The 26,042-nt window shown below is 34.6% G+C and carries 24 protein-coding genes; 19 read left to right on the top strand and 5 right to left on the bottom strand.

All coding sequences use genetic code 11. The features are described 5' to 3' along the window. Window positions 1–7 precede the first annotated feature (7 nt). The 7 genes from BJL90_RS17645 to BJL90_RS17615 all read left to right on the top strand — a co-directional run bounded on the left by BJL90_RS17645 (window position 8) and on the right by BJL90_RS17615 (window position 6,888). Window positions 8–964 carry a carbohydrate ABC transporter permease gene (locus tag BJL90_RS17645; RefSeq protein WP_156778842.1) on the top strand — a complete coding sequence of 319 codons (957 nt, stop codon included), beginning with the start codon at window positions 8–10 and terminating at the stop codon, window positions 962–964. 16 nt (window positions 965–980) lie between these two features. Then, window positions 981–1,808: a carbohydrate ABC transporter permease gene (locus BJL90_RS17640; RefSeq protein ID WP_070971123.1), complete on the top strand. Its 828-nt coding sequence runs from the start codon at window positions 981–983 to the stop codon at window positions 1,806–1,808. A 111-nt stretch (window positions 1,809–1,919) separates the two neighbouring features. Beyond that, window positions 1,920–3,269: an ABC transporter substrate-binding protein gene (locus BJL90_RS17635; protein ID WP_070971121.1), complete on the top strand. Its 1,350-nt coding sequence runs from the start codon at window positions 1,920–1,922 to the stop codon at window positions 3,267–3,269. Window positions 3,270–3,664: 395 nt separating this feature from the next. Continuing rightward, window positions 3,665–4,492 carry a transporter substrate-binding domain-containing protein gene (locus tag BJL90_RS17630; RefSeq protein ID WP_070971118.1) on the top strand — a complete coding sequence of 276 codons (828 nt, stop codon included), beginning with the start codon at window positions 3,665–3,667 and terminating at the stop codon, window positions 4,490–4,492. A gap of 21 nt (window positions 4,493–4,513) precedes the next feature. Beyond that, complete coding sequence (locus tag BJL90_RS17625; RefSeq protein ID WP_335617806.1) at window positions 4,514–5,179, top strand: amino acid ABC transporter permease; 666 nt, start codon at window positions 4,514–4,516, stop codon at window positions 5,177–5,179. Between the two features lie 9 nt (window positions 5,180–5,188). Then, window positions 5,189–5,923: an amino acid ABC transporter ATP-binding protein gene (locus BJL90_RS17620; protein ID WP_070971115.1), complete on the top strand. Its 735-nt coding sequence runs from the start codon at window positions 5,189–5,191 to the stop codon at window positions 5,921–5,923. A gap of 143 nt (window positions 5,924–6,066) precedes the next feature. Beyond that, window positions 6,067–6,888 (top strand): MalY/PatB family protein, encoded by an 822-nt coding sequence (locus BJL90_RS17615; protein WP_070971112.1) that lies wholly within the window; start codon window positions 6,067–6,069, stop codon window positions 6,886–6,888. Here the strand turns inward: BJL90_RS17615 and istB are convergent. Together istB and istA are read right to left on the bottom strand one after the other, a co-directional pair. Next, window positions 6,853–7,614 (bottom strand): IS21-like element helper ATPase IstB, encoded by a 762-nt coding sequence (gene istB, locus BJL90_RS17610; protein ID WP_070963417.1) that lies wholly within the window; start codon window positions 7,612–7,614, stop codon window positions 6,853–6,855. The two genes, BJL90_RS17615 and istB, sit on opposite strands and share 36 nt — an antisense overlap. Further along, window positions 7,611–9,194, bottom strand: a complete 1,584-nt coding sequence (gene istA / locus BJL90_RS17605) for an IS21 family transposase (protein ID WP_070963420.1) — start codon at window positions 9,192–9,194, stop codon at window positions 7,611–7,613. Before istA ends, istB begins: the two co-directional genes overlap by 4 nt. 666 nt (window positions 9,195–9,860) lie before the next feature. Here istA and BJL90_RS17600 point away from each other — a divergent pair. Then, window positions 9,861–10,406: a hypothetical protein gene (locus BJL90_RS17600; RefSeq protein ID WP_070971110.1), complete on the top strand. Its 546-nt coding sequence runs from the start codon at window positions 9,861–9,863 to the stop codon at window positions 10,404–10,406. 170 nt (window positions 10,407–10,576) lie between these two features. Next, on the top strand, window positions 10,577–11,959 hold the full coding sequence (locus BJL90_RS17595; RefSeq protein ID WP_070971107.1) for a hypothetical protein: 1,383 nt from the start codon (window positions 10,577–10,579) through the stop codon (window positions 11,957–11,959). 173 nt (window positions 11,960–12,132) lie between these two features. Here BJL90_RS17595 and BJL90_RS17590 read toward each other — a convergent pair whose 3' ends face one another. Next, the gene (locus BJL90_RS17590; RefSeq protein WP_070971104.1) at window positions 12,133–12,576 is read right to left on the bottom strand and encodes a cupin domain-containing protein; all 444 of its coding nucleotides are present in this window, start codon (window positions 12,574–12,576) and stop codon (window positions 12,133–12,135) included. 625 nt (window positions 12,577–13,201) lie between these two features. Between BJL90_RS17590 and ltrA the strand changes: the two genes are divergently transcribed. From ltrA to BJL90_RS17575, 3 genes are all read left to right on the top strand, one after another. Then, complete coding sequence (ltrA, locus tag BJL90_RS17585) at window positions 13,202–14,512, top strand: group II intron reverse transcriptase/maturase (RefSeq protein ID WP_070971101.1); 1,311 nt, start codon at window positions 13,202–13,204, stop codon at window positions 14,510–14,512. 243 nt (window positions 14,513–14,755) lie between these two features. Then, window positions 14,756–15,229: a YbaK/EbsC family protein gene (locus tag BJL90_RS17580; RefSeq protein ID WP_070971098.1), complete on the top strand. Its 474-nt coding sequence runs from the start codon at window positions 14,756–14,758 to the stop codon at window positions 15,227–15,229. 349 nt (window positions 15,230–15,578) lie between these two features. Then, a complete protein-coding gene (locus BJL90_RS17575) occupies window positions 15,579–16,364 on the top strand; it encodes a sensor histidine kinase (protein WP_070971095.1) in 786 nt (261 codons plus the stop codon). A 271-nt stretch (window positions 16,365–16,635) separates the two neighbouring features. Here the strand turns inward: BJL90_RS17575 and BJL90_RS17570 are convergent, their stop codons facing one another. Next, window positions 16,636–16,848 (bottom strand): DUF2642 domain-containing protein, encoded by a 213-nt coding sequence (locus BJL90_RS17570; RefSeq protein ID WP_070971091.1) that lies wholly within the window; start codon window positions 16,846–16,848, stop codon window positions 16,636–16,638. 146 nt (window positions 16,849–16,994) lie between these two features. Here BJL90_RS17570 and BJL90_RS17565 point away from each other — a divergent pair, with 146 nt between their 5' ends. After that, window positions 16,995–18,005, top strand: a complete 1,011-nt coding sequence (locus BJL90_RS17565) for a YheC/YheD family protein (protein ID WP_070971089.1) — start codon at window positions 16,995–16,997, stop codon at window positions 18,003–18,005. 150 nt (window positions 18,006–18,155) lie between these two features. Here the strand turns inward: BJL90_RS17565 and BJL90_RS17560 are convergent, their stop codons facing one another. Further along, window positions 18,156–19,220: a glycosyltransferase family 4 protein gene (locus BJL90_RS17560; RefSeq protein ID WP_070971086.1), complete on the bottom strand. Its 1,065-nt coding sequence runs from the start codon at window positions 19,218–19,220 to the stop codon at window positions 18,156–18,158. A gap of 321 nt (window positions 19,221–19,541) precedes the next feature. Between BJL90_RS17560 and BJL90_RS17555 the strand changes: the two genes are divergently transcribed. The 6 genes from BJL90_RS17555 (at window position 19,542) to BJL90_RS17530 (ending at window position 26,009) form a co-directional block, all read left to right on the top strand. Then, window positions 19,542–20,456 carry a CobW family GTP-binding protein gene (locus BJL90_RS17555; protein WP_070971083.1) on the top strand — a complete coding sequence of 305 codons (915 nt, stop codon included), beginning with the start codon at window positions 19,542–19,544 and terminating at the stop codon, window positions 20,454–20,456. Between the two features lie 15 nt (window positions 20,457–20,471). Further along, on the top strand, window positions 20,472–21,341 hold the full coding sequence (locus tag BJL90_RS17550) for a uroporphyrinogen decarboxylase family protein (protein WP_070971080.1): 870 nt from the start codon (window positions 20,472–20,474) through the stop codon (window positions 21,339–21,341). Between the two features lie 77 nt (window positions 21,342–21,418). After that, on the top strand, window positions 21,419–22,489 hold the full coding sequence (locus BJL90_RS17545; RefSeq protein WP_070971079.1) for a uroporphyrinogen decarboxylase family protein: 1,071 nt from the start codon (window positions 21,419–21,421) through the stop codon (window positions 22,487–22,489). Window positions 22,490–22,519: 30 nt separating this feature from the next. After that, the gene (locus BJL90_RS17540) at window positions 22,520–23,176 is read left to right on the top strand and encodes a corrinoid protein (protein ID WP_070971078.1); all 657 of its coding nucleotides are present in this window, start codon (window positions 22,520–22,522) and stop codon (window positions 23,174–23,176) included. Between the two features lie 15 nt (window positions 23,177–23,191). Next, window positions 23,192–24,223: a methylcobamide:CoM methyltransferase MtbA gene (locus BJL90_RS17535; protein WP_070971077.1), complete on the top strand. Its 1,032-nt coding sequence runs from the start codon at window positions 23,192–23,194 to the stop codon at window positions 24,221–24,223. Then, the gene (locus BJL90_RS17530) at window positions 24,216–26,009 is read left to right on the top strand and encodes an ASKHA domain-containing protein (protein WP_070971075.1); all 1,794 of its coding nucleotides are present in this window, start codon (window positions 24,216–24,218) and stop codon (window positions 26,007–26,009) included. Before BJL90_RS17535 ends, BJL90_RS17530 begins: the two co-directional genes overlap by 8 nt. The last annotated feature ends 33 nt before the right edge of the window (window positions 26,010–26,042 follow it).

Raw genomic sequence — 26,042 nt, 5'->3', positions numbered from 1 at the left:
GATTTTCATGGATACCAGAGAACAGGTGGTTAAAAAATCCCATAGTGTAAGAAGGTATTTCTCTTTAAAAACAAGAGAAATAAAGACAAGAAAATCCTATAGTATAAAAGCTTTTTTCTACTTGCTGCCAGCCTTATTGGTACTTGGAACTTTTCAGATATATCCAATTATTAAGGCACTAGGTATGAGTTTTTATACCGAATATAGTTATATTAACAATGAAGTATATGCTCGAGGTTTTGATAATTTTGAATATATTTTAAGCGATCCTGATTTTTACTTAAGCTTAAAGAATACCTTCATTTTTGTTATTGGAGTAGTGCCACTAAATTTAGTGGTTTCTGTGGGTTTTGCCTTACTGCTAAACCGTGTAGGGTTTTGGAAAAAATTTTTTTGCGGCGTATATTTTTTACCCTTTATTACCTCTACGGTGGCTGTAGCTATGGTATGGAGATGGATGTTTAATAGTCAGTATGGTTTAGTGAATCATTTTTTATCTTATTTTGGGATGTTACCTATTGCATGGTTATCAACACCATCCTTAACGATTCCGATATTAATTTTATTTAGTGTTTGGAAGGGAATGGGCTATAGGATCATTATCTTTGTAGCAGGTCTGCAAAGTATCGATGAAACCTACTATAAGGCGGCAAGGATTGATGGTGCAACAGCCTTTCAGCGGTTTTGGCACATCACACTGCCATTATTGACACCTACTTTGATTTTTGTAATAATTACCTCTTTTATTGGTGCCTTTAAAATTTTTGATGAAGTATATGTACTTTATAATGGTACCAGTGGCCCATTAAAGAGTGGATTGACGATGGTATATTATATTTTCATGAAGTTTTATCAAAACTGGGAGTTTACCAATGCGGCCGCAGCTTCTTTTGTACTGTTCGCCATTGTACTAGTATTTACACTGATACAATTAAAGATTACAAAAAATTGGAATATACAGTAAAGGGGCATGGTACAGCATGAGATTGGGGAAAAGATGGATACAAGGGATACATATATGTCTGTTATGGACAGGTGCAATATTAGTAATAATGCCTTTTTTATGGATGCTAAGCACATCTCTTAAAGCACCCTATGAAGTATTGCAGGTACCTATTCGTTTATTACCAGAAAAACTTCAATGGGGCAACTATGTTACGGTTTTTCAAGCCACTCCTTTATTAAGATATTTTTTAAACAGTCTTGTTATAACTACATTAGGTACAATAGGTACATTGTTGACTACTATCTTAGCAGCCTTTGCCTTTTCAAAGTTGAATTTTCTAGGAAGGGATATATTGTTTTCTTTTTTAGTAGCTACGATGATTGTACCCAGTGAAATTCTATTAATACCCAACTTTGTTACCCTTAGTCAGCTAGGGTGGATTGACAGCTACAAAGCATTGATTGTTCCATATTTAGCCAGTGTCTTTTTTGTTTTTTTATTGCGTCAATGTTTTTTAGATATACCCAAAGAACTTCATTTAACGGCGAAGGTGGATGGGTGTTCAGATTTTAAATTTTTATGGTATATTATGGTACCTATTGCAAGCCCAGCTATTGCTACCATTGGGTTACTAAAAATTATTAATAGCTGGAATTCATTTATGTGGCCTTTAATCGTAACCAACTCTCAAAGCATGAGGACTTTGCCTGTGGCACTTACTTATTTTCAAACTGAGGCGGGAACAAGTTATCATCTATTAATGGCTGCTACCACAATGATTCTTGTACCTATATTTTTAAGCTATTTATTTTTACAAAAATATATTATTGAAGGAATTGCAAGGGGAGGAACAAAGGGCTAAGGGACTGATATTTATATGGAAAAGTATACAATTCCATTAGTTAAGTTAAAAAATAAATGATGGAATTGTATATTTTTATAGAAATTAAAATTAAAATGAGGTGGAAGAAAAATGAAAAAAAGAGTATTGATTGCGGTGATATTAGTATTAAGTATGCTGTTATCTGCTTGTGGAGGGTCCAGTGAAAACCAGGAGAAACCAACAGCAGAAGTAGTGAAAAATGAATATGGTATTGCAACTGAAATTACGGAACCAGTTGTCATCGAATTTTGGAACTCTATGACAGGAGTAGATGGTAAGATTTTAGAAGAGATCACCGATAGATTTAATGAAGAACATGATATGATTGAGGTTAAGCTGGTATACCAAGGGGGATATCGTGATTTATTTGAAAAGCTTATGGCTTCAGCAAGAGCTGGTCAGTTACCAGCTTTATCACAGATTTATTCAAATCGATTATCATGGTACGTAAATCAGGGACTAGTAGAAGCTTTAGATCCTTATATGAATCATCCTGAAATTGGATATACTGAAGAAGAAGTAATGGATATTATAGAAGCTTTCAGAGATGATGGAGTATGGAATGACACTTATTATGCACTTCCCTTTAATAAAAGCTCCCAAAGATTATATTATATTCAAGATATGTTTGATGAAGCAGGAATTGATGTGCCTACAACTTGGGAAGAACTAGAAAAAGCAGCTGCTATTTTGACAAAAGACTTAGACGGAAATGGACAGAAGGATATATACGGATTAGTATTACAAAATGATATTGCTACAGATATAGCACCTTGGGTATGGCAAGCAGGTGGCAAGCATATGAGTGACGATGAAGACACTATTTTTTTTGAATCAGAAGCTACGATAGAAGCAATATCATTTATTAACGGCTTAATTCAGCAGGATATTGCTAGATTAGCAGGTGAAGATGGAGGATCTAATATTCCATTTGAACAAGGAAGAGCAGCGATGGCAATCGCCTCTACATCAAGAATACCTAGTATTAGAGCTAATATTACCCCAGGAACCAATTGGGGAATAGCACCACTTCCTGCTCATAAAGAAGATGTTCAACTGTACTTTGGTACAAATGTTACTATGTTTAATACATCAGAACCGGAAGAGAAGTTAGCTGCCTTTATTTATTTAAAATATCTTATAAATACAGAAAATGCTATATATTGGGCTATGAATACAGGATACTTGCCAATCAGATATTCTGTATTAGAAATGGAAGAATTTAAAGCATACGGCAAAGAAAATCCAATAGATGTGGCAGGTCTTGAAGGGATAGAAAATGGAAGACAGGGAGAGCGACTAATAGGTGCAATGTCTGCTCTAGATGTACTTGGAGAAGAGCTAGAACAATTAATACATAATCGTAAAACTATAGATGAGGCTTTAGCAGATGCCCAAAGAAGAGGTTTACAGGCAATAGAGCAAGCAAGAAGAAACTAAAAAAAATTGTAAAAAAGCTTTCTATAAAAAAATCAACACTTTGTGTTGATTTTTTTATAATATATAGGAAATTATGTACTTTTATAAACTGTAGATAAGTCATAATTTTCGTAATGTATTTTAACAAAGTCTACCTATGATTCTTTCAAAGGAAGACTTTGTTCTTTTTGCCACTGGTTTACCTTGAAATGTAGGAAAATCCATTTGACGTGATTTGTTATAGTTTGAGGCAATGAATTTAAAAAATGAACTTTGTTAATTGAATATCATATTTATCTATCAACACTTGGTAATATATAGAAATTTTTAATTTTTCAAATTAATAAGATGGTGATACAATAAATTGGGTTATAGGGCAAAACCGAAAATGAAATTGTTTTGAAGGAGGAGAGGAAATGATTAATAAAAGAAAAGGAATTATCATTTTAGGACTTATGTTAGTAGCTCTACTAGCATTATGGGGATGTAGTAATACAGAAGTTACAGAAGTCACTGGCTCAGAAGAAACAGTAGTGGAAGAAGTTGTTAAAGAAAAACTTGTAGTAGGCACTTCTGGAGAATACTATCCATGGGCATTTCAAAAAGATGGAGAGTTACAAGGCTTTGAGATTGATGTATGGAAAGAAATTGCTAAAAGAAATAATTTAGAAATAAGCTTTGAGACTTCTAAGTTTAGTGGACTTATAGGCATGTTAGATACAGGAAGAATAGATACGATTGCACACCAAATGTCTATAACAGAAGAGAGAAAAGAGAAGTATAATTTTACAGAACCTTATGCTTATAGTTTCTATGATTTCGCAGTAAAAGGTGATAGTAAATTAAAGTTATTAGATGACCTAAAAGGAAAGAGTGTAGGGTGTTGGCAAGGCGGCAATGGAGAAAGAACGTTAAGAGCAATTAATGAAGAGTATAGTCTTAATTTAGATATTAAAACTTATGATGGTGTACCCATCGAGAAAGAGGTGGAACTAGGCCGTATTGATGCTGGTTGGCAAGGTGAAGTTAAGACATTAGCCACAATAGAGCAGAATAATCTTGATTTAAAACTATTAGGTACAAAGTTAGTCTTTGAAACAAATGCTTATCCATTTGTTAAAGGCAGTGAAAAAGATGCATTGAGAAAAGATATAAGTAAAGCTATAAGAGATATGCATGAAGATGGTACGCTATCAAACCTTTCACAAAACTGGTTTGATCTAGATACAACTGTAAAACCATAATGGTAATTTAGGTGATGTCTTGTGGTAAATTTTGATATTCAATTCGCATTAAGATTAGTACCATTAATGATGCAATACTTAAAAGTAACACTTTTGTTATCTGTACTTACTATGATAATAGGATTGATAATAGCCTTTATCATATCACTGATAATTGATGCTAGAATAACTTTTTTATCCCCCTTGATGAAAATATATGTTTCTTTCTTTAGAGGAACACCACTTTTAGCACAATTATTCTTATTATACTTTGGTTTAGCGCAGGTTATTCCTGTGCTTCTAAAGTTAAGTGCCTTTAATGCTGCCCTTATTGTACTAAGTCTTAATTCAGCAGCTTTCATGTCGGAAGCTATTAGAGGAGCTATTATGGGAATAGATAAAGGGCAAATGGAGGCATGTATGTCTATTGGGATGACCTATTGGCAGGCTATGAGACGAATTATATTACCACAAGCTATACGAACAGCAATACCGGCATTGTCGAATAGCTTTATAAATATAGTGAAAAGTTCATCATTAGCCTATACAATAGGGGTGACAGAAATGATGGCAATGGCTCAATTAGAGGCTGCTTCTAGCTATAGGTATTTAGAAGCTTTCGTAGTCATTATTTTAGTCTATTGGCTAATCATAAGTGTTTTAACATATATGCAAGATAAACTAGAACTAAGACTAAATCAATACTAGGTGATATTGATGTTAAATTTAAGGAATATACATAAAAGCTTTGGAGATTTACAGGTTTTAAAGGGTGTAAATCTAGAGGTTAAGCAGGGTGAGGTAAAGGCAATAATTGGGCCTTCTGGAACAGGAAAATCAACTTTATTAAGGTGTATCAATTATTTAGAAAAACCAAATGAAGGAGAGATTATTCTAGATAAGCTACAGTTGAATGCAAAAATCATAACAAAAAAAGAAATTTGTGAGCTTAGGGAGTCTACAGCTATGGTTTTTCAGAACTTTAATTTGTTTAAGAATAAGACAGTGCTTGAAAATATCATAGAGTCCTTGGTATTAATAAAGAAAATTGAAAAAAACAAGGCTATAGAAATAGGTATGGATATTTTAAGAAAAGTTGGATTAGAAGAAAAAAGAAATGTTTATCCTGCTAAATTATCTGGTGGACAGCAGCAAAGAGTGGCTATAGGCAGAGCTTTAGCTGTCAATCCAAAGGTCATCTTATTTGATGAACCTACATCTTCCTTAGACCCGGAACTAGTAGGTGAGGTACTAGAGCTTATCAAAAAACTAGCTAGGGAAAATATGACCATGGTTATTGTCACTCATGAAATGAATTTTGCTAGAGAAGTAGCTGATAGAATAGCCTTCATGGATGGAGGGAAGGTATTACAAGAAGGAACACCAGAAGAGATTTTCTCATCTATAACAAATCCAAGAATTACAAAGTTTATCAGTAGATTGAGTAGATAAAAGAACTTAACGAGACGGCTGAAGTGTTAGTAGGTTGTCTCGTTTTAGTATCTTCCATATCAAAAGAAAGTAGATGTACTTTATAAAGTATAAAAGTTAATTATATTATTGAAAGCAAACTCAACAGGAAAGGTGAAGGTAGCATGAGATATAATTTTGATGAAGTGATAAATAGAGTGGGCACTGGTTCTTTAAAATGGGATGGAATAGAAGAGCGTTTAGGAATAAAAGATGAAGGCCTTTTACCTATGTGGGTAGCTGATATGGATATGAGAAGTCCTCAGCCAGTACTAGATGCAATTAAAAAGAAACTAGACCATGGTATATTAGGATATGCTGGAGGCTATAAAGAATACTATGAAGCTATAATCAACTGGATGAAGCATAGGCATCAATGGGAAATTCAAAAAGAATGGATTGTATTTGGTGGTAATTTGGTGTCTATTTTAAGTAGGGCTATAAGAACTTTTACGAATCCTGGGGATAAAGTCATTGTACAATCTCCCGTATTTGCAACTTTTTTTCATATAATAGAAGATAATGGTAGGCGTGTTGTAAATAATCTACTAAAATTTAGTGGAGAAAAATACGAAATAGATTTTGATGATTTAGAAACAAAGTTTGATTCCAAGGTAAAATTGATGTTGCTTTGTAGTCCACATAACCCAGTGGGTAGAGTTTGGAGCCGTGATGAGTTGGTAAGACTAGGAAAACTCTGTATGAAAAACAATGTGATTGTTATATCGGATGAAATTCATGCTGAAACAGTTTTTAAAAGGAATAAGCATATACCCTTCGCATCGATTTCTGAAACCTTCTCTCAAAATAGTATTATTTGTACTTCTCCTCATAAGGCTTTTAACATTGTATTTGTCAATCCAAAATTCCTCTATATACTAATTGAAATTTCCCCTAGGGGAGTAAAAAAATTATTGTTCCTCAAGCCATCGTTTGGTTTCTTTTAATCTGTAAGAATTACCATTCATATTTACTATATAAGATTTATGGGTTAATCTATCTATCATAGCTGCTGTCATAACTGGATCTTTAAATATTTCATCCCACCTTTCAAAGGAAAGATTGGTTGTGATAATGGTTGATTTTCTACCCGCTCTCAAAGATAAGTATGTGAAAAGTAGCTCGGAAGCCTCCTTATCAAAGGAGATATATCCTAATTCATCGGCTATGATTAAATCATACTTTTCAAACCTTTTTTCAAAGGCACGAAGGTTTTTTTCTGACCTACTTTCCTTTAATTCATTCACCAATAGGGGAATGGTAGTGAATAGGACTTTATAGCCTACATTACAGGCTTTTATGCCCAAACCAATAGCCATATGGGTCTTCCCCGTGCCTGGGTTACCTGCAAGGATAATATTTTGACCCGTTTCAATAAATTCAAGGGTTGAAAACACCTTCACTTTATTTCTTGCATCTTCTGGCAAATCTTCTATGATTAAATCTTCAAGGTATTTTTTATATGGAAATCTTGCACTTCTAATCCTGCTCTTCCTCCCATTGTCTTTTCTAAGGTCATATTCTTTTTCTAAAAGATCGTAAAGGAAAGTGTCATAGGTTTTAGAGTCTTTATTGGCTTCGGTAAGTTCTTCTTTAAAATGCCTTAGAATATATGGCAGCTTAAGTTCTTTAGAAAACAATGCTATTTTTTCATAGATGTCTTTATGGTTCATATGATTTTCGCCTCCTTCTTAAAGGCTACACAGGAACCTTTAAGAAGATTACCATAATGGCTTAATATTAATTTAGATTGTTCTTCTATTTGAGTAGTCCTTTCGCGATTAATGACTTTTCCTTCGTCTTCATTTCTGTTACAAAGCATTTTTATCTTCTCTGTATTAACTCCTATGGGACTGAGCTTTTCCAAATCTTTAATGATATTCTCAACTTTTTCTAATCCTTTTTGACCAATTAATTCAAGAAGGTCTATGAAATCCTTAGGATTTTCGGTATAATATTTATTGTATATGGTTTGAAGCGTGGGGTTCATTTGTCGCATGGCTGTGCTGGAATGAAGTGACCCAGGCTTCTTTTTTATGGTTTTTATGTAATGCTCTATCTTAATATTCCAAGTGTGAACACCATAGTTTCTGTTATGCTGAGCTATGAGCTTATTTTGATGGTAGACAAAGATTGTTTCTGGATATATTTTTACAAAGACGAACTTACCTACTAGATCATCGGGAACAGAGTATTTGTTTTCATCAATGCTTATGACAGAATATTTATTGACTCTAAGCTCTGCCGTTCTAGCGGTATCATAACTAGGCATTAATTCAAGAAGATATGGTTTCTCTTCCTCAAGGACATCTCTAGGACTTTTACCATCGTTGTACTCTGTTATGCGGTTATTCAGTTTAACTAATACTTCTTGAAGATATTCATTGGCTTCATCAAGGTTTTTAAAGGTATCTCTTTTGCCAAAAACCTTTCTCCTTATGTACTCGATACTTCTTTCCACATGACCTTTTTCATTGCCGCTACAGGTATTGCAAAATCTATATCTAAACCCGTAATACAAGGATAACTTCAAAAGATCTTCTGTAGGTTCCTTTTCTGTTTTACTGACAAACCTTTTTACAGCTACCTTCATATTGTCATAAACTACTGTTTGATAAACCCCTTCAATTTGGTTAAAAAACTTCACATGGACATCTAGAAAGTGCTCCATCCTTTGGTTATGATACAACCTAGCATAACGATAGTTGCCTTTAGCACTGGTGAAGGCTGCCATTTGCAGAGTCTTAGGCTTGCCATCTATGATAAGATTCACATAACCCCAATCAAATTCACATATTTCCCCTAGATGATACTCTTGTCTTATGTAGGCTTCTTTGGTTTGCTTACAATTCTCCCTGATGTAGGTACATACTGTTGGATAGCTTATATCATAACCTTCTTCAATTAGAGCTTCATAAATATCAATCTTTTTCTTCTGTTGTTTACTCCTTCCTGTAGCTTTCTTTATCTCATTTTCCTTGAGGAAAAAGTGAATCCTCTCTATTATCTCATCTGTTAGCTTTCTTCTAATCCTATTGCTGCTATCATACTTTGGTGCTGAGATAATATCTGTTATTAGTTCCTTATCTTCCTCCTGAGAGTTGAGTAAATCTCTTTTTTTCTTTTCATACTCCCTAATATATTTTCTTATGGTTTTTCTATCAATTCCAGTTCTCCTATGAATCTCCCACTGGGACTTTCCCTCCCTGAAATGTGATAGAATTATTTCTTGTTTTTCCACTAAACTGATCATCCCCTTAGCCCCCCTATGAAGTATCATAGGGTTATTTTATATTTCCTCTAGGGGAATTTTCAACTATTCTATTAGGGTATTTTTAGATTATCATAAACAAACATGGCAGGATTGGAGATATCTAATACTATTATTCCTAACGAACAGTTAAGAAAAAGCTTTAAGAATATGTTAGCGAGTGATGGTATTAATAAGCCAAATTTACACTAAGTTAGGGGTATACCTTTGGTAAGGGTGGTGCTGGTTTTGTTAGAATAAACATCGCTTGTCCAAGGTCAGTTTTAGAAGAGGCGTTAATTAGGTTTGAGAGAGCGATCAAAATGAATAGCAGTTCACAAGACTTATAGATGCCTGTTAAGTAATTACTGTTTGTATTGTATGTTAGTATAATAAAGTTATAGATATACTTATAAAAACCTGTGTAATCACCATAAAGATACAGGTTTTTATAAGTTTCGGCATGTTTTTTTGTTATTTGACATTCCGAAGTTGGTATCAAAAAAATTTTCCGCAGATGAGTATTAGAACTATGTCCAGGGATTTTAAAGACCTTAAAAAAATTGGCTACTTAATTGAGTACAACTATGACGAGGGGTGCTATTACGTTGATTTTCCGATGGCAGCAGATACTTTGAGATTTAAGGATGAACACTAAGGGGGAGGTCTTTGGTTTTCCAAAGGAGACATTTTAATAGGTTTATTTACAGAGTAGATGCTTTCGGAAAAAAATATTCAGAATGGTTTACTGTTCCCCCAAAATCAGACACTTGGGATGATCAAATTAAGTTTAATGGATGGAAGGATTTAGTTCTAAATAGCCCAGGAAATCGAAATACCATTGATGATATAGATGAATTTAATGCTGCAAGTGGACATAAGTTAGAGATGTATTTTAGCACTAAAGAAGAGAGTGAAGTACTTAGAAAAGCAATCAAAGAGCAATTTAATATTATAGTAAGTGATATCAGGAATCAGTATCCTGTGGGTATTTTTAACGGTATTGCTAGTACAGATAACTATATATTTACTGGGGGCAAGAGTGCTATTGATTTATATAGCATAGGCGAAGATAATAGCTTTAATATCTTCGAGCTAAAGGCTGAAAAAAATGTAAAGGTAGGGATACTATCAGAGCTGTTCTTCTATAGTTGCTTAATAAGAGATACGATAAGTGGTAAAATCAGGAGAAAAATTATTTCTCCTGATTTATAAAATAAGTTTTAAATATATAATTCTCTATCACCACTTGCCACCGGGCAAAAAGTACAAAAACATATTTTATTCGACAAAGTTCGACAATAACAAAATAAGTTTTGTAGTATGCTAATAATGTTAAATCATATCAATTAATACTAATCCATCTATGGAAAGGAAGAAAGAAAGTGAGAGAGAATAGAAGAGGAATATTACTTATAGCAGTGATTTTAATAGTGGGTTTATTGATGGGATGTAGTAAATCAAAAGAAGTAAGTTCCGAGCAATCGTATACAAAATATAATGAAGAAACAGGGTTGTGGGAGTTAACTGAGAGAGCATTTAAAGATGCTAAGCTGCTTAATAAAGATAGGATAGACCATGATACTGCTAATGAACTATATATTGCTATGTTTGGATTTGACAAATTTAGAAGTGTAACTTATGGTATGTCAAAGCAAGATACTGATGATCCAAGGAAAAATATTACTTTCGTTGATGGTAATGATAATAAATATTATATATTTGATACGAATGGGAAGATTGCCATAAGACAACAACCTGCATTAAATGATATTTACGACCAAGAAATTCAGCAATTCAGTGAAGATAAATTCTATTTATGGGAAGAATTTGTTTCTTACTACATGGAAGTTTATGAAGGAATAACTGATGAAACCTATACAATTAGTGAATATAAGATAAGAAAAAATAGATTTGGTGAGGAATCGCTATTTATCTTGTTTGAAGAAGATATATGTTTTGAATTTAATATAAATGAATTTTCTTTTAGATACTATTCTGATGATTATTTTTGGAACTTAGCTGAAGCAGCTAATAATGACGAGAGCATAGATACTTCAGTACATAAAAGCAACTATACTAAAGCAGATTTGGATAAGCTGCCCTTATTCCCTCAAGTTTCAAATGATGCTTCTAATAACTTAAGCCTTTACTATCCCCAATTGGATAAGAAATATGTTGTATTGTTAGACAAAGATTCAAAAGATAATTTCAAATACTATTTAGATAAGTTTGGGATTCATCAAACACATGACTTTAGTTACGTCCAAGTAAAAGAAGAGGCAGATAAAGTTATTGTTACCTTCTATCTAGAATTTTGGCCAGTAGGAAACTGGGATTTAGTAGGGTTTAAACATGAATATAAGTGGCAAAATAACGAATGGATTCTTATCAATGAAGATCTTGAACTCTATGACCTTGCTGGAAACTTAAAATTAGAAACAGGAAATAAAGCACAAACAAAATTGGATATTCTGTCATTAGTAGAAAATAAAATTTGGGTTTATCCAGTAGATAATTTTTTAGGTGCTACTATAGAATTTATAAATAATGAAATGCACCAAGGTTATTATATGTCAGAGCGAGAGGTGACAGACAAATATAAGGTACAACAAGTAAAGGATAATGTAGTGGAAATGCTGATTAATAATAAAGATAAAATGATTATTAAAGTAATAAATCAAGGAGAGAAACTAGAGGTTAATTATAAAAATGATATTCTTGAATTTATTACAGAAAGTGAATGGCTTAGAATAAAGAGTTATTAAAATGTTTAAAGTATTAAGTGTATAAGTTTTAAACTATTTGCAAAGCAACCAACAATATTGTGGTTGCTTTGTTTTACTATAAAGTATTTTATGTTTCTAATAGAGTCTAGAGTTAAAATTCACACAAGCTTTTAGAATTTCTAAAGTTCACAGAGAAGTAAAGCTTATGGCATTTAGCGTTCATGACATTTTTCAGCATCCTCTTTAGTTTTATGAATTGTGCCATGGGGATGCTCGGGTGGTGCGTAAATAGAGTATAGTTTAAGGGGTTTACAACCTGTATTGATTAGATTATGCCATTTGCCGGCAGGTATAAATATTGCATCGTCATCATAGACATTTGCTTGAAAATCCAACTGATCTTTTTTGTCTCCCATTTTAACAATGCCTTGCCCTTCCTCAATACGTATGAATTGATCATGGTCCTCATGAATTTCTAAACCTATGTCATCACCAACATCAATGCTCATTAAGGTGAGTTGCAAATATTTACCTGTCCACAAAGCGATACGATAATAATCGTTTTGCGTAGTAGCCTCCTCGATATTAACTACATAGGGTTCTGGTCCATAATCCTTTAAGTCAATAAAGTGTTTTTGGGGTTCTGAAGGATACATTGGAGGTGTACTCTAATAGGGGGACCAATATGGATTATAAGGGTTATACTGTTATTTGCTCTCCTTTCTTAGGCTTTGTTAATAGCATATGCTATAACTTTAGGAAGGTGCTAGTAGAAAAGCTATGCGCGTCCAGTTGAAAACTTTTAATTGCTTACTGGTGAAAGTCCAGTCAAGATAATGGTCAAGCAGTCTTGTAGTCAGCAACCAGCGTTAGTAGTAATACGAGCGTTGAAGCGTTGTGTAGGCAAATCAGCAGGTCGTAACATAAAGTGAATACTGCTGCATCGTCAAAAACTACTCTGAAAAGGGTCAAAGAGGAAGCCGAGTCTTAATAGCTTGGGCGAAGGCAACAGATGGTATGAAGAACTTGAATACGCAGTACCTAAGAATCCTCCGGTGTATGGGTAGCGACATGTTGATATAGTAGTTAAAGGAACTGGAGAGACCCTACTTTGCACGAACTAATTCGTAAAGAGATAGCATATAAGCTGGAAAGTGAAGTTGCTTATCTGCAAAGAGGGAGTCAGAGGAGTTCATAGTACCGATGATTATACAGACAACAAAACTGTATATTAGGAAAGGGACTCTACTTTGTTCATGTTTTTGGAGGAGGTAAGAGTGAGTGAATGCCCAAAAGGCTAACAACACCATAGATAAAGTTCGACAACTTCAAAGAAAACTATACCTATCAGCCAAAGCAAACAGCAAGAGAAGATACCATGCTTTATATGATAAAGTGTATCGAACGGACATTTTAATGGAAGCATGGAAGAGAGTAAAAAGTAATGGAGGGGTAGGAGGAATTGACCGTATAACCATAATGGATATAGAAAGTTATGGAGTTGAAAAATTCTTGGTTGAAATACAAAAAGAGTTGATTAACGGTACATACCATCCCTTACCAGTAAGAAGATGCTATATTCCCAAGAATGATGGAAAGGGTAGTAAACGACCATTAGGAATACCTGTTGTAAAAGATAGAGTGGTACAAATGGCAACTAAAATCGTAGTAGAACCTGTATTTGAAGCAGACTTTAAAGATTGCTCATATGGCTTTAGACCAAAGCGAAACGCACATCAAGCACTAAAAGCCATCAATGAAGAAGTAAATAAAGGCTGTTTATGGGTAATAGATGCAGATATTAAAGAATATTTTTGTAGCATTAATCATGAAAAACTAATGCTACTTGTAAAACAGCGTATATCTGATAGAAGGATATTAAAGCTAATATCAAAGTGGTTAAAAGCAGGAGTAATGGAAAATGGGAAAATACAAGAAAGTATAGTAGGTTCTCCGCAGGGTGGAGTAATTTCACCGCTACTATCGAACATATATTTACATTATTTCGATTATCTTTGGGGAAAGAAATATAGTCATCTAGGGAGATTAATAAGATATGCTGATGATTTTGTAGTGATCTGCAAAGGATGGGAGAATGCAAAGTTTTCAATGAGAGCAATCAAGGAAATAATGAGAAAACTAGAGTTAAAACTTCATCCTGATAAAACAAGGTTCATTGACTTATGGAATAGTAAAGAAGGTTTTGATTTTTTGGGATTTCATCATAGGTGGAAGAAAGGGAAAACAAAGAACTGGAAGAAATTTTGGGATTTATACCAGTATCCTTCACAAAAGGCAATGAAGAAAATGAGACAAAATATAAAACAAGTATTTCAGAGCAGAGCAACTTTGTTATTAGACGTGAAAGATTTAATTGAAATACTCAATCCTAAAATTGTTGGCATGAGGAATTATTACAGCCTTAGATTTTCATATCATGAACTTTGTAAAATTGATTGGTATATTAAAAAGAAATTTACAATATGGCACAATCGTAAAAGGCAAAAAAGTCATCGGCATTGTAGAATAGAAAAGGTTTGTGAGATTATATATAAACAAGGATTAAAGAGACTTGCTGTAGTTGAATGCTGAAGGAAGAAGAATATCGGAAAGCCGTATGAGGGAAAACTTCATGTACGGTTTGATGAGGAGGGGCTGGATAAGCCAGTCCTTTACTCTATAAGTATAGTGTACATTGCTTATGATGTAAGGCTCTATTAGAGGATGCTAATAATCTTATACATTTAGTAGATTGAAGGATTTTTATATTTCCCTACAGAATGTTATAATTACGGTAATTAGAAATTAATGTATATAAAGCAAAGGAGAAGAAAAATGGCTATAGAAAAAGTTAAGGAATATTTTATGCAATGGAATATGGAGGATAAGATCCTTGAGTTTGAAGTGTCCAGTGCCACCGTGGAATTAGCAGCTCAGGCAGCAAACTGTGAACCAAAAAGAATTGCAAAAACATTATCCTTTATGGTGAAGGACAAATGTATTTTGATTGTTACAGCAGGAGATGCAAAAATCGATAATGCAAAATATAAAGCCCACTTTGGGACAAAGGCAAAGATGTTAACTTCTGATGAAGTAGTTAAGCTTGTAGGACATGCAGTGGGTGGCGTTTGTCCCTTTGGAGTGAAGGATGGGGTAGTTACCTATCTTGATACATCCCTCAAAAGATTTACAACAGTTTTTCCAGCTTGTGGCAGCAGCAATAGTGCTATTGAGCTTACTATTGATGAACTTGAAAAATATTCTAATGCAAATTCCTGGGTAGATGTATGTAAGGCTTGGCAGGAATAACATGTAAATAAAGCCTGCTTTCTTAATTTACCTCAAAGGAAAAGTCCTGATAGAAGCTGATATGATATTGATATGCTCCTCTAGGACTTTTTTATTGTATAAAAGTAAAAAAAGAAGGAAAAACAGCAATAAGGAAGAATAAGGTAATATAGTAATATAGTACCATATTCTCAAAATGTAGTGGTTTAGATCATCATAGTTAAGCTATAAAGTTAAAACACAGTCACTAGCATCAACTTAAGCCATCATTTGACATTAAGAAAATTCTTCTTTATTTCAAGATCCTTCCCTATGTTAAGAGTGACAAATTAAGAGGGTTCTTGGAAATAATTAGCTTAAGTTAGCACCTATGAAAACAGAGTTTTTTTCAAATATCTCTCATGAGTTGAGAACCCCTTTAAATGTTATTTTAGGGTCAGTGCAGTTGATTGAAACCTATTCAAAAGACAGTGCATACTGCGAAAATCAAGGAAGAGTAATAAAAAATGTCACCATCATGAAACAAAACTGTTATAGATTACTTAGACTTGTAAACAACCTAATAGATATTACTAAGATAGACGCTTTAGCATTTGAAGTGCATTTAAAGAATTGCGATATAGTAAGAATTGTAGAGGAAATTACACTATCTGTATCAAATTATATAGAAAATAAAGGTATTCACCTTATTTTTGATACAGATATAGAAGAAAAAATAGTTGCCTGTGATGATGAAAAAATAGAAAGAATTATGTTAAACCTTCTCTCTAATGCTGTGAAATTTACGCCAAAGGAGGGAACTATATTGGTTAACATTCATCATGACAAGGATCATTTATACATCGATGTAAAGGATAGTGGAAAGGGCATCCCTCCAGAAAAATTGCAAGAAGTATTCGAAAGACTTTGTCAAGTAACAGACTTGTTTTCCAGACACCATGAAGGAAGTGGTATAGGGTTGAGTCTTGTCAAAGCTCTCGTAGAAATGCACGGTGGTAAAATTAGTGCAGAAAGTGAATTGGAGAAAGGTTCCACTTTTACTATACAATTGCCTACAAGAGTAGTTGAGGAAAATTGGCAGTTAAATCCACCAGCAAAGCAAGATCATGTGGAAAGAATAAATGTTGAGTTTTCAGATATTTATTCTGTTGGCTAATGCTAAGCTATTTTAGAGTATACTTTGAAATAAAACAGGCTTTGATGAAAGCATAAAAAGTAATATAGTAGATAAGGCATTGAGGCAACTAACAATTGGTCCTTGATGAAGATCATAGCGTCTAAAAAAACATTGTCTATAGATGTGTACCTCTAAATTTTAATATACTAAGGTCTACATTTGCAGCCCAAGGTTTTGGGTGAAACTGTAGACCGTCGATATTAAAATTTAATTTTAGAAGCGCACATCTATATTTTGTTTATCTAAGTTACTAATCACCTGCTGGTTCTATGCTGACAATATGAGCACAACAGATAACAATAAATTCATCTCCCCCTTGATCCAGCACGATGGTATTTTCCCTAACTTCACTTATTTCGCCACGCTCTAAAGAGTTTGAAACAGTACGTATCTGAACATCATCGCCTAATTGAAAGTCCTCTGTTAACTCCAAACAAGTGCAGCCACAACTCCTGATACCCATTCTTCATCACCACCCTTCTCATTTATTTTATGAATTATGTTTGGAAAGTGTACTACTATACCCTCGTAGTTTAAGAGGGTTTTTTGGAAGTGAATCACACCAATAAAATCGAAAGTGAATATGATGTACTAAGGAGGGGTGTGATCATGAAAGAAAAGGTGCTAATAGGTTTACTCTGTAATAATTTAAAACCGGTATCCTTTTACAAGATAGATAAAGATTCTCCCATCAATCTTTTAAAATTCACAGTTAAAGGAATTAGCTGGACAAATCAAAAGATTAGAGGGATTATATTAAAAAATGGTGAATGGCAACAAATAACGACTGGGTTTCCTGATGTCGTTTATCATAGATGCTACACCAGCTCAACAGAAATAACTAGCCGTTTAGAAACGGTGATAGGAAAGGGCAAGGTCTTTAACAGCTTTACTCGATTCAATAAATATCAGATTTATTCTATTTTAAAGGAAACAAAACTGAAGGATTTGTTGATACCAACATATCTATACAATCAAAAACTTATGCTAGCCATGTTGAAAGAAGAAGGGGCTATAATAATAAAGCCTCAAAATTCTTCATTAGGAAGCAATATCTATAAATTTAGCCTCGAAAACAAGGAATATAAAATGTATATGCGAAGTCCCTATCCCATGAAAATATTTAAAACTACCGAAACATTCATTGATTATGTGAAAAAATATCTGCATCTGGACAACTACATTATGCAACCCTTCATTTTTTTTAAAACTATAAACGGACGTATATTTGATATACGTATGTTAGTACAAAAAAATCATGAGGGTCTTTGGGATATAACCGAAGATATGAGCAGAATCAGCTACAAAAAACATTTTATAACCAATATAACTTATGCTATTCGCCCTGTTGGGAAGGTTCTAGAGGACATAGTAGTGAAAAAAGATATTACACATGAACTTAGGAAAGTCAGTATTCAGGTAGCAAAGACTTTAGAAAAAGAATTGTGCGTCTTAGGAGAAATCAGTGTGGATTTGGGTATTGGATTAGACAACAAACTATGGATTATCGAAGTCAATGGTAAGCCAGAGAAAACGATCTTTCAAGAAATTAGTGAGGAGGCAGTAGAAAGGGCTTTTCTTACACCACTAAGTTACGCTGCTTACTTAGCAAAAACCTAATGATAGATACAGGAGTCTCAGTAGTAGTATTTTCAGTATAAGAACTAGAGATCCAGTTAGCAATATAGCGTTTTATTTCATGAAAGATATTAAAAATACCCGTTAGGCTTGGAAAAATTAGCTGAACGGGTATTATTTTCTTTAGTAATCCTATTTTCTTTTGCCAATGTAATGTTGAAGAGCCTTTTGGTAGACGGAATAAGTTTGTTCTACCATTTTTTTTATATCAAAATTTTCTTCAGCTATTTTTCTTGCTAAGCTTCTTGCTCGTGTAAGTTGGTTACGATGTTTGTGAAAATATAATATATCATTAGCTATTGTAGAAATACTGAGTTCTGAGTATCCGTGCTTTAGTGAACCACTGAGCTGGGGCTGTCTGCCCTTTTCAAACCAACTTTCCTGAACCATTCCCCCATAACCTTGAGCAATTAAAAAACCTACATTTCCACAAGCCATAGCCTCTCTAAGGGCTCTCCCTCGACCGAATACAATATGACTCCACTGTAGATAAGGTAAGGGGTCATGGACCCAACCACAGACATTCAGCCTACTAGTATCTGCACCTACAGCATAACCAATAATCTTGGCTTCTATAGGAATGCCTCTTTGTTGGAGGATATGGATTGCTTTGGTTAAATAACTGACTCCACTTGCGGCTGCACCACTAGTTCTACCCATCCATATGATACGTAAGGGTCCACCTACCGTTTTATTGCTGCAAGGCTTGTAGTAGTCTACATCAATACCATTAAATATTGTATAAAGTTTTTCTTGGAAATCTTTACCTACAGACTTTCCTGCTTCTGGGCCAACGGCAATTATGTACTCTGCCTGTGCGATTGTATTAGGGTAAAGCTTATTCCAATCCAATACACTATGAAGTGTTACTATGAAAGGGATATTAAGCTTCTTAGAAACCTGTACCGTAGTGGGAAAAACCAGAGGTGAATGAGCATGTATCAAATCTATGTGTTTGCAGCTGATTTGTTGTAATAAATGCTCGTCAGATTCATAAAAGAAATGATTGATACCATTTAGAGATTCCTCCATATTTTGCAGGTCTTCTTTCGTTGATTTAAACATGCGTATGGTTTTTGAATTATGGATGAATCCTACAGTGACTTGAACACCATGTTTTTGCATACATAAAGCTAATTCTCGGACATGGGTGAATACACCACACTTTGCAATGATGGATAGAAACAAAATTTCCATAAACAAACACCTCCCTATACTTTACAACCTTTACTATTTATAATATGAAGAAATATATTGATGGTGTATAGATATTTATTAAAGATTTAAAGGCAGTACTGCAATGATAAATATAGAAATGATTTTAAACTCAGCTGAGCTTCATAGAAAATATCTATACACACATATATCATAATAGAAAACATCGATTAGATATTAGACATGTTAAGTGTTAGAATTATAGAGAATTGACAAAATATAAGCTTTTTAAAGTTAAAGGTGTTGAAATGAGCAGTCGTGGGATTAGAAAAATAAACCCTTTTATTACAAAGGAGGCCTACATTGAGTACAAAAATTAGTATTATCTCTGGTTTTTTAGGAGCTGGAAAAACTACATTTTTAAAAAAAATTATTCCTAACATGGAAGGTAAGACGGCTTTAATCGAAAATGAATTTGGAAATGTTGGAATTGATGGAGATCTGATGGATGATCAGCTTCCTATTAAAGAAATCTATGCTGGGTGTATTTGTTGTAGTGTGGTACAGGATTTTAAAAAGGCGATAGAAGCGTTGGCCTTAGAATATAGACCTGACCACATATTAATAGAACCATCTGGGGTGGGAAGCCTCTCGGATATTGTAAAGGTTTGTAGCAAACTTTCTGAGAAGCCTCATATGGGTATCAGCATCCATCAATTAATTACGATTGTAGATGTAAGTGCATTTGACGATTATTTAGAAAGCTTTGGTGCTTTTTATTTAGATCAAATAAGAAATGCACATATCATTTTTCTAAGCCATTTTGATAAATTGAACCATGAAGAAGTAGAAAAGATCATTTCTAAAATAAGATTAAACAATCCCACAGCCTTTATTTTAAAGGAAGATTGGTATGGTTATGATGGAGAAAAAATCATTGAGATATTAAATACTGTTGAAAATTGTAGTGTTGATCCCAAGGAGAAGTCCATATTAAGTCCTGCCAGTAGGATGTTTGCTACTTTCTCCATAGTGAGTCCAAGAGTTTTTTCTGAAGATGAGTTGAATAGCCTACTAATTTCTTTAAAAAATAAGGAATACGGTAGTATTTTGAGAGCAAAAGGAATCTTAGAACTTGATTCTAAGAGATTTGTTCACTTTGATTTTACACCACATCATTATCACTGGAAATATTTAGAAGAAAATAAACAAACAAAAGTAGCTGTTATTGGCAGCAATTTAAATAAAGAAAAAATAGCTGAAGGGTTTCAACAATAGTTTGGAGGCGTTGGTATGAGTAAAATAATTGACTTTCAATGTACCTATGATAATTCCGTAGGTATGAGCAAAGAGATTGTAGAAAAAACGAATTTGAAATTTCCTCAAGCCTATAAAAACTGGGATAGCATGGCTCAGCTAGCCATTGCTATAAAAGAGCATGATGATGTAAATTTTTGTGAATTGCCCTTTTGCCATACCCTTGAAGGAGAAGCCCTAGGTGGAAGTATTAATTATGGTGATGAAAATATAGGACCAAGAGCAAAGGATTATATTTGTACTACTGCTGAAGAAATGCTGGGTTTACCAGAAATTGACTATTCAAAAGGGCGTATAGCAGAAGTTCTAAAGGCCTGCAGATATTTAGAAGAAGAAGGGGAAAACGTAGTCTTATATATTTCAGGTCCTTTTACCATCATGAATGTTTTAATGGATCCACGTCATATTTTTAAGCTATTTAGAAAAAATCCTGAGACTATGAAGGCCATTTTAGATAAATTTAGAAAAGAAATATTGCGTTTTGTAGAAGAAGCTCAAAAAGCAGGGGTTAACATGATTAGTTATGGGGATTCAACTGGAGGATTAAACATTTTAGGCCCTAAGCTTTCAGAAGCAGTGGCAGAGATGTTTACTTATCCATTGTTTAAAAGCATAGAAGAAAAACTTTGTGATGAAACCATTGTACTGCTTTGTCCCAAAACTACTTTTGCACTGCTAGGAACAGATAAAGCTCAATGGGAGGATATAAACTTAGGTACTCCAATGAAATATTCTGAAGCCTGCATAAAAGTAATTGGGCAGGCAAAGTTTGTTGGACAAATGTGTATTAAAAACAAAGGGTATCAGTTAAAAAATGGAATAATAAAAACCATTAAATTGGCTTAAGTGTTTGATATGAAGAAGAAGGATAACCAATTAGCCAGCTTAGGACAACGTGGAACTTATAAAGGGAGGATATTATAATGCATAAAGATGATCAAATGACACCAAATGAACGCTTGGGGGCATTTATGACTGGAAAGCCTATGGACAGGATACTGGCCATGCCGGTCCTATGCTCGATGTCCGGACTAGGTTTAGGAATCACCCATAAAGAAAAAAGAATGAGTGCTGTAAACGAAGCTAAGGCACAGGTGGCCTGCTACGAAAGATTTGGGAATGATTTAACTATCATTGAGTATGGATTACATGGGGTTGGTGGGGCTTTAGGCAGTCAGATGAGTGATCCTGAGGATTCAATACCAGCCATCATAAAATATGCTTTAAATGATCTAAATGACGTAGATCAACTGGATATGTCAAAACTAGAGCTGAAAAACGATAAAAAACTCCAATTGCATATAGAGGCTACAAAAATTTTAATTGATCAAGTAGGAAAAGAGGTTCCAACCGGGGTTTTAATATCTGGTCCTTTTACTGCAGCTGCAAGCATCTATCAAACAGAAAATTTGTTAAGAGCAACGAAAAAAAATCCTGAAAAATTACATCAATTAATCAATTTCTGTAATGAAGGATTAAAAATGATCTATAGAGAGTTTATAAAAGCAGGAGCTATGATTCTATTATGTGATCCCATTGCATCAGGAACGATTCTTCATCGAAAGCAATACTTAGAATTTGTTTTACCTTATACGATAGATTTAATGAAGGATATTCACGATGCCAATGGCATGGTTTGTTATCATATCTGTGGAGACACAACTGCAATTGTAGGGGATATGGTGACATCAGGCTGTGATATGTTAAGTGTCGATAACAGGGTAGATTTAGCCTATACAAAGCAGGTGGCAGGAGGTAAAGTGCCTATCCTGGGAAATGTAGACCCAGTAGAGGTGTTGTATTTAGGAAATACCAATGATGTAGACCTAGCGGTAAAAGACTGCATCCAAAAAGCCTATGATAGTCCTTGTGGATATATTTTGGCATCAGGATGTGATCTTTCGGGGGATGTTCCCTTAGAAAATATTGACCAATTTATGGCTTCCGCTAGAAAGTATGGAAAGTGGCCGTTAGATCCGAAAAATTTCATCTAAAATATTAACTAACAAATTGGAGGCGAAATGATGTCAGCATCAAAGGAAGCGTTATTAAAAAGATTATCAGATGGTGTAGTCAATATGGAGGAAGAAGATGTCATTGAAGCATGTAATGAATATATAACAGCAGGATATCCAGCATTTGACGGGATCATGGAGGGGCTTGTGGATGGTATGAATCGTGCAAGTCAATTATATGAGGAAGAAGAATACTTTGTTACAGATGTATTATTATGTTCAGATGCCATGTATGAAGGACTAGCAGTTTTAAGACCTCATCTTCCTGCAGAGGAAGCAGAAAAGGAGAAAATAAAGGGTGTAATTGGTGTAGTAGAAGGAGACACCCATGATATTGGAAAAAACCTCGTAAAAATCATGTTGGAGACAGCTGGTTTTGAGATGTTTGACCTGGGAAGAGATGTTCCGCTGCAGCGTTTTGTTGATATGGCCAAAGAAGTGAATGCTTCCTTTGTGTGTATGTCAACATTGATGACAACGACAATGAGTGGGATGGGTAAAGTGATAGAGATGCTGAAGGAAGCAGAGGTAAGAGAACAAGTAAAAGTACTAATAGGCGGAGGACCAATTTCAAAGAAATATGCTGATACCATCGGGGCAGATGGCTATGCTCCTAATGCAGTTGAGGCAGTGAAACTGGTAAAAAATCTGCTTGATATAGCATAGAAAGAGGTGAAAGCTATGTTATCGCCGATAGAACGATTAAACAGGGTACTTAACAGAAAAGAAGTTGATCGACCACCATGTATTTGTCCTGGCGGCATGATGAATATGGTCACAACAGAGTTAATAGAAGAAGTTAAAATAAAATTTCCGCAAGCCCATACCAATGCAGAAATGATGGTGGATTTGGCAACAGCAGTATATGAAAAGGGATGTTTTGAAAATTACGGTGTGCCCTTTTGCATGACCATTGAAGCAGAAGACTTTGGGGCAAAGGTAGATATGGGGACAAATATTTATGAGCCTCATGTTGTTGGATATGTGATGAATTCTGTGAAGGAATGGAAAAAGGTCTCTGAAATTAATTTTCAACAAGGAAGAGCAAAAGTAGTGCTTGATGCCATTAAATTGTTGAAGTCAAAGGACAGTGGTGTACCCATAATAGGTAACTTAACTGGACCCATTAGTGCCGCAAGCTCCATCATGGAACCGGTTGTCTTTTACAAAGAATTAAGAAAGAATAATGATGAGGCACATGGATTTATTGATTTTGTTACAGAACAACTTATTTTATTTGCAAAGAAGCAAATAGAAGCAGGAGCAGATATAATTGCGATTTCTGACCCAAGTGGTACTGGTGAAATTTTAGGGCCGAAACTGTTTGAAGAATTTGCTGTGAAATATATTAACAAAATTATTGAAGCTATACAAAAAGAAAATGTAGGAACCATTGTGCATATATGCGGACGGATGAAAAATGTCTATGCAGAAGTAAATAAAATAAAAAGTGATGTCTTAAGTTTTGATTCTATCGTCAGTATGAAGGAAGCAAAAGAGAATCTACCTGAGAGGTTGCTGATGGGAAATGTTAGTACTTATACCATTGAATTTGGAGAACCAAGGAAGGTTGCTGAATTAACGCAAAAATGTGTAAAAGACGGAGCAAATATCCTATCTCCTGCATGCGGTCTTGGAATGAAGTCTCCATTAAAAAATGTAAAATCAATGATAGAATCCTTAACAAAAGGAGATGCAATCAGCAATGCCTAAGATTTTTATCAAGAATAGAAATAAAGCGATTGAATATATGCCGGATAAAGATTTATTGCAGCTATTATTAGAAAATGAAGTTTTCGTGGATAATCCTTGTAATGGTAAAGGATCTTGTGGAAAGTGTAAAATAAGATTTCTAGAAGGAAAATTACCTGCTATTTCAGAGACGGAAGAGAAGTTTCTAAAACAAGAAGAAATCCATGCTGGGGTCAGATTATCCTGTCTTGTAATACCACAAGAAGACATTACAATTGAAATCTTACAAAAAGAAAGAAAACATGAGATTCTTACAAAGGGATATCTACCGGAATTTCACTTTCATCCTGCAATTCATAAAGAAGTTTTCCAAATAGAAAAGCCAACTTTAGAGAAGCAAGATTCCTTTGAGGATGCCCTATGTGCTGCGTTGGGCATCCAAAAGCTTGATTGGCGATTATTGCAACAGCATGAAATCACATATGGAAAAGTCACGGGGGTTTTTCACGGCGAGGACCTAATTGGCATTGAATCAGGCGATACCACTGATTCTCTTTATGGCATTGCTATTGATATCGGAACCACAACTGTTGTAGCTGCATTAATTGACATAAAGACAGGTGAAGAATTGGCTATAGCCTCCATGATTAACCCTCAAAAACAGTTTGGTCTTGATGTTCTAACCAGGATTACTTATGAACTTGAGAATCCAAAAGATGCTAAAGAAAAGTTGCAACATGTAATTGTCAAGGGGATCAATGAGATGATTGAAGACCTATGTAGTCAATCCCAAATAGACAGAAGTAGTATTTATGAGATAGTTATTGCAGCAAATTGTACAATGATGCATTTTCTTTTGGGCATTGATGCCACATCCATCGGGAAATCTCCCTATGCTCCAGTATTTGTGAAATCAAAAAATATATTGGCGCGAGATATTGGTGTAAAGGCAGCACAGGGGGCAAGACTCTACTGTCTTCCATCGGTTTCATCCTATATAGGGGCAGATATTGTAGCAGGGGCCTATGTCTGCCAGCTTCATAGGGCAAAGGAAAATATACTATTCATAGACATTGGTACAAATGGAGAGATCGTTTTATCCAATCATGGAAAACTATTATCCTGTTCCTGTGCTGCAGGCCCTGCTCTAGAGGGAATGAATATTATTTGTGGTATGAGGGCTGCGGAGGGTGCTATTGAAGATGTAAAAATCAGTAAAAAAGGGATTGAACTTAAGGTGATAGGGAGCGAGGAACCAGCAGGGATATGTGGAAGCGGAATATTGGCTGCTGTGAAGGAACTGCTTCGCATAGGACTTGTAAAAAAAGATGGAGCATTTATAAAGAAAGAAAAACTTGAAGAATCAGATTATCGCTATGGGATGCTTCAAGTAGATGGAAAAAAGCGAACATTTATTTTAAAGGATGGTGCTGAAGAACTGTTCATTACACAAGGGGATGTCCGTCAGGTGCAATTAGCAAAGGGTGCTATCCTCTCAGGTTTTTATGCTTTGCTAAATCAGGCAAACATAGCTATGCAGCAACTTGATAAAGTGATGATCGCAGGGCAGTTTGGAGCCCATCTACCTGCTGAAAGCTTAGTAGGAACAGGGATTTTACCAGAAGAGGTTAAGGAAAAAATAGTCTATGTAGGAAATTCCTCTAAAACAGGAGCCTATATGGCATTGATGTCTGTTGAAGTAAGGAAAGAAATTGAAGCGCTAGCGAATAAAATGGATTATATGGAACTGGGAGCATCAGAAGGATATGAGAGATTGTTTACCCGATGCCTTCTATTTTCAAGCTAGAGCTTATTGCGTCGCTGCTGTGCAGAAAGTAAC

Origin of the sequence: Clostridium formicaceticum (assembly GCF_001854185.1) — a bacterium.
Classification (GTDB): Bacteria; Bacillota; Clostridia; order Peptostreptococcales; family Natronincolaceae; genus Andreesenella; species Andreesenella formicacetica.
The sequence above is the reverse complement of the archived record's forward strand: the minus strand, read 5'-3'. Positions and strand labels throughout refer to the sequence as shown.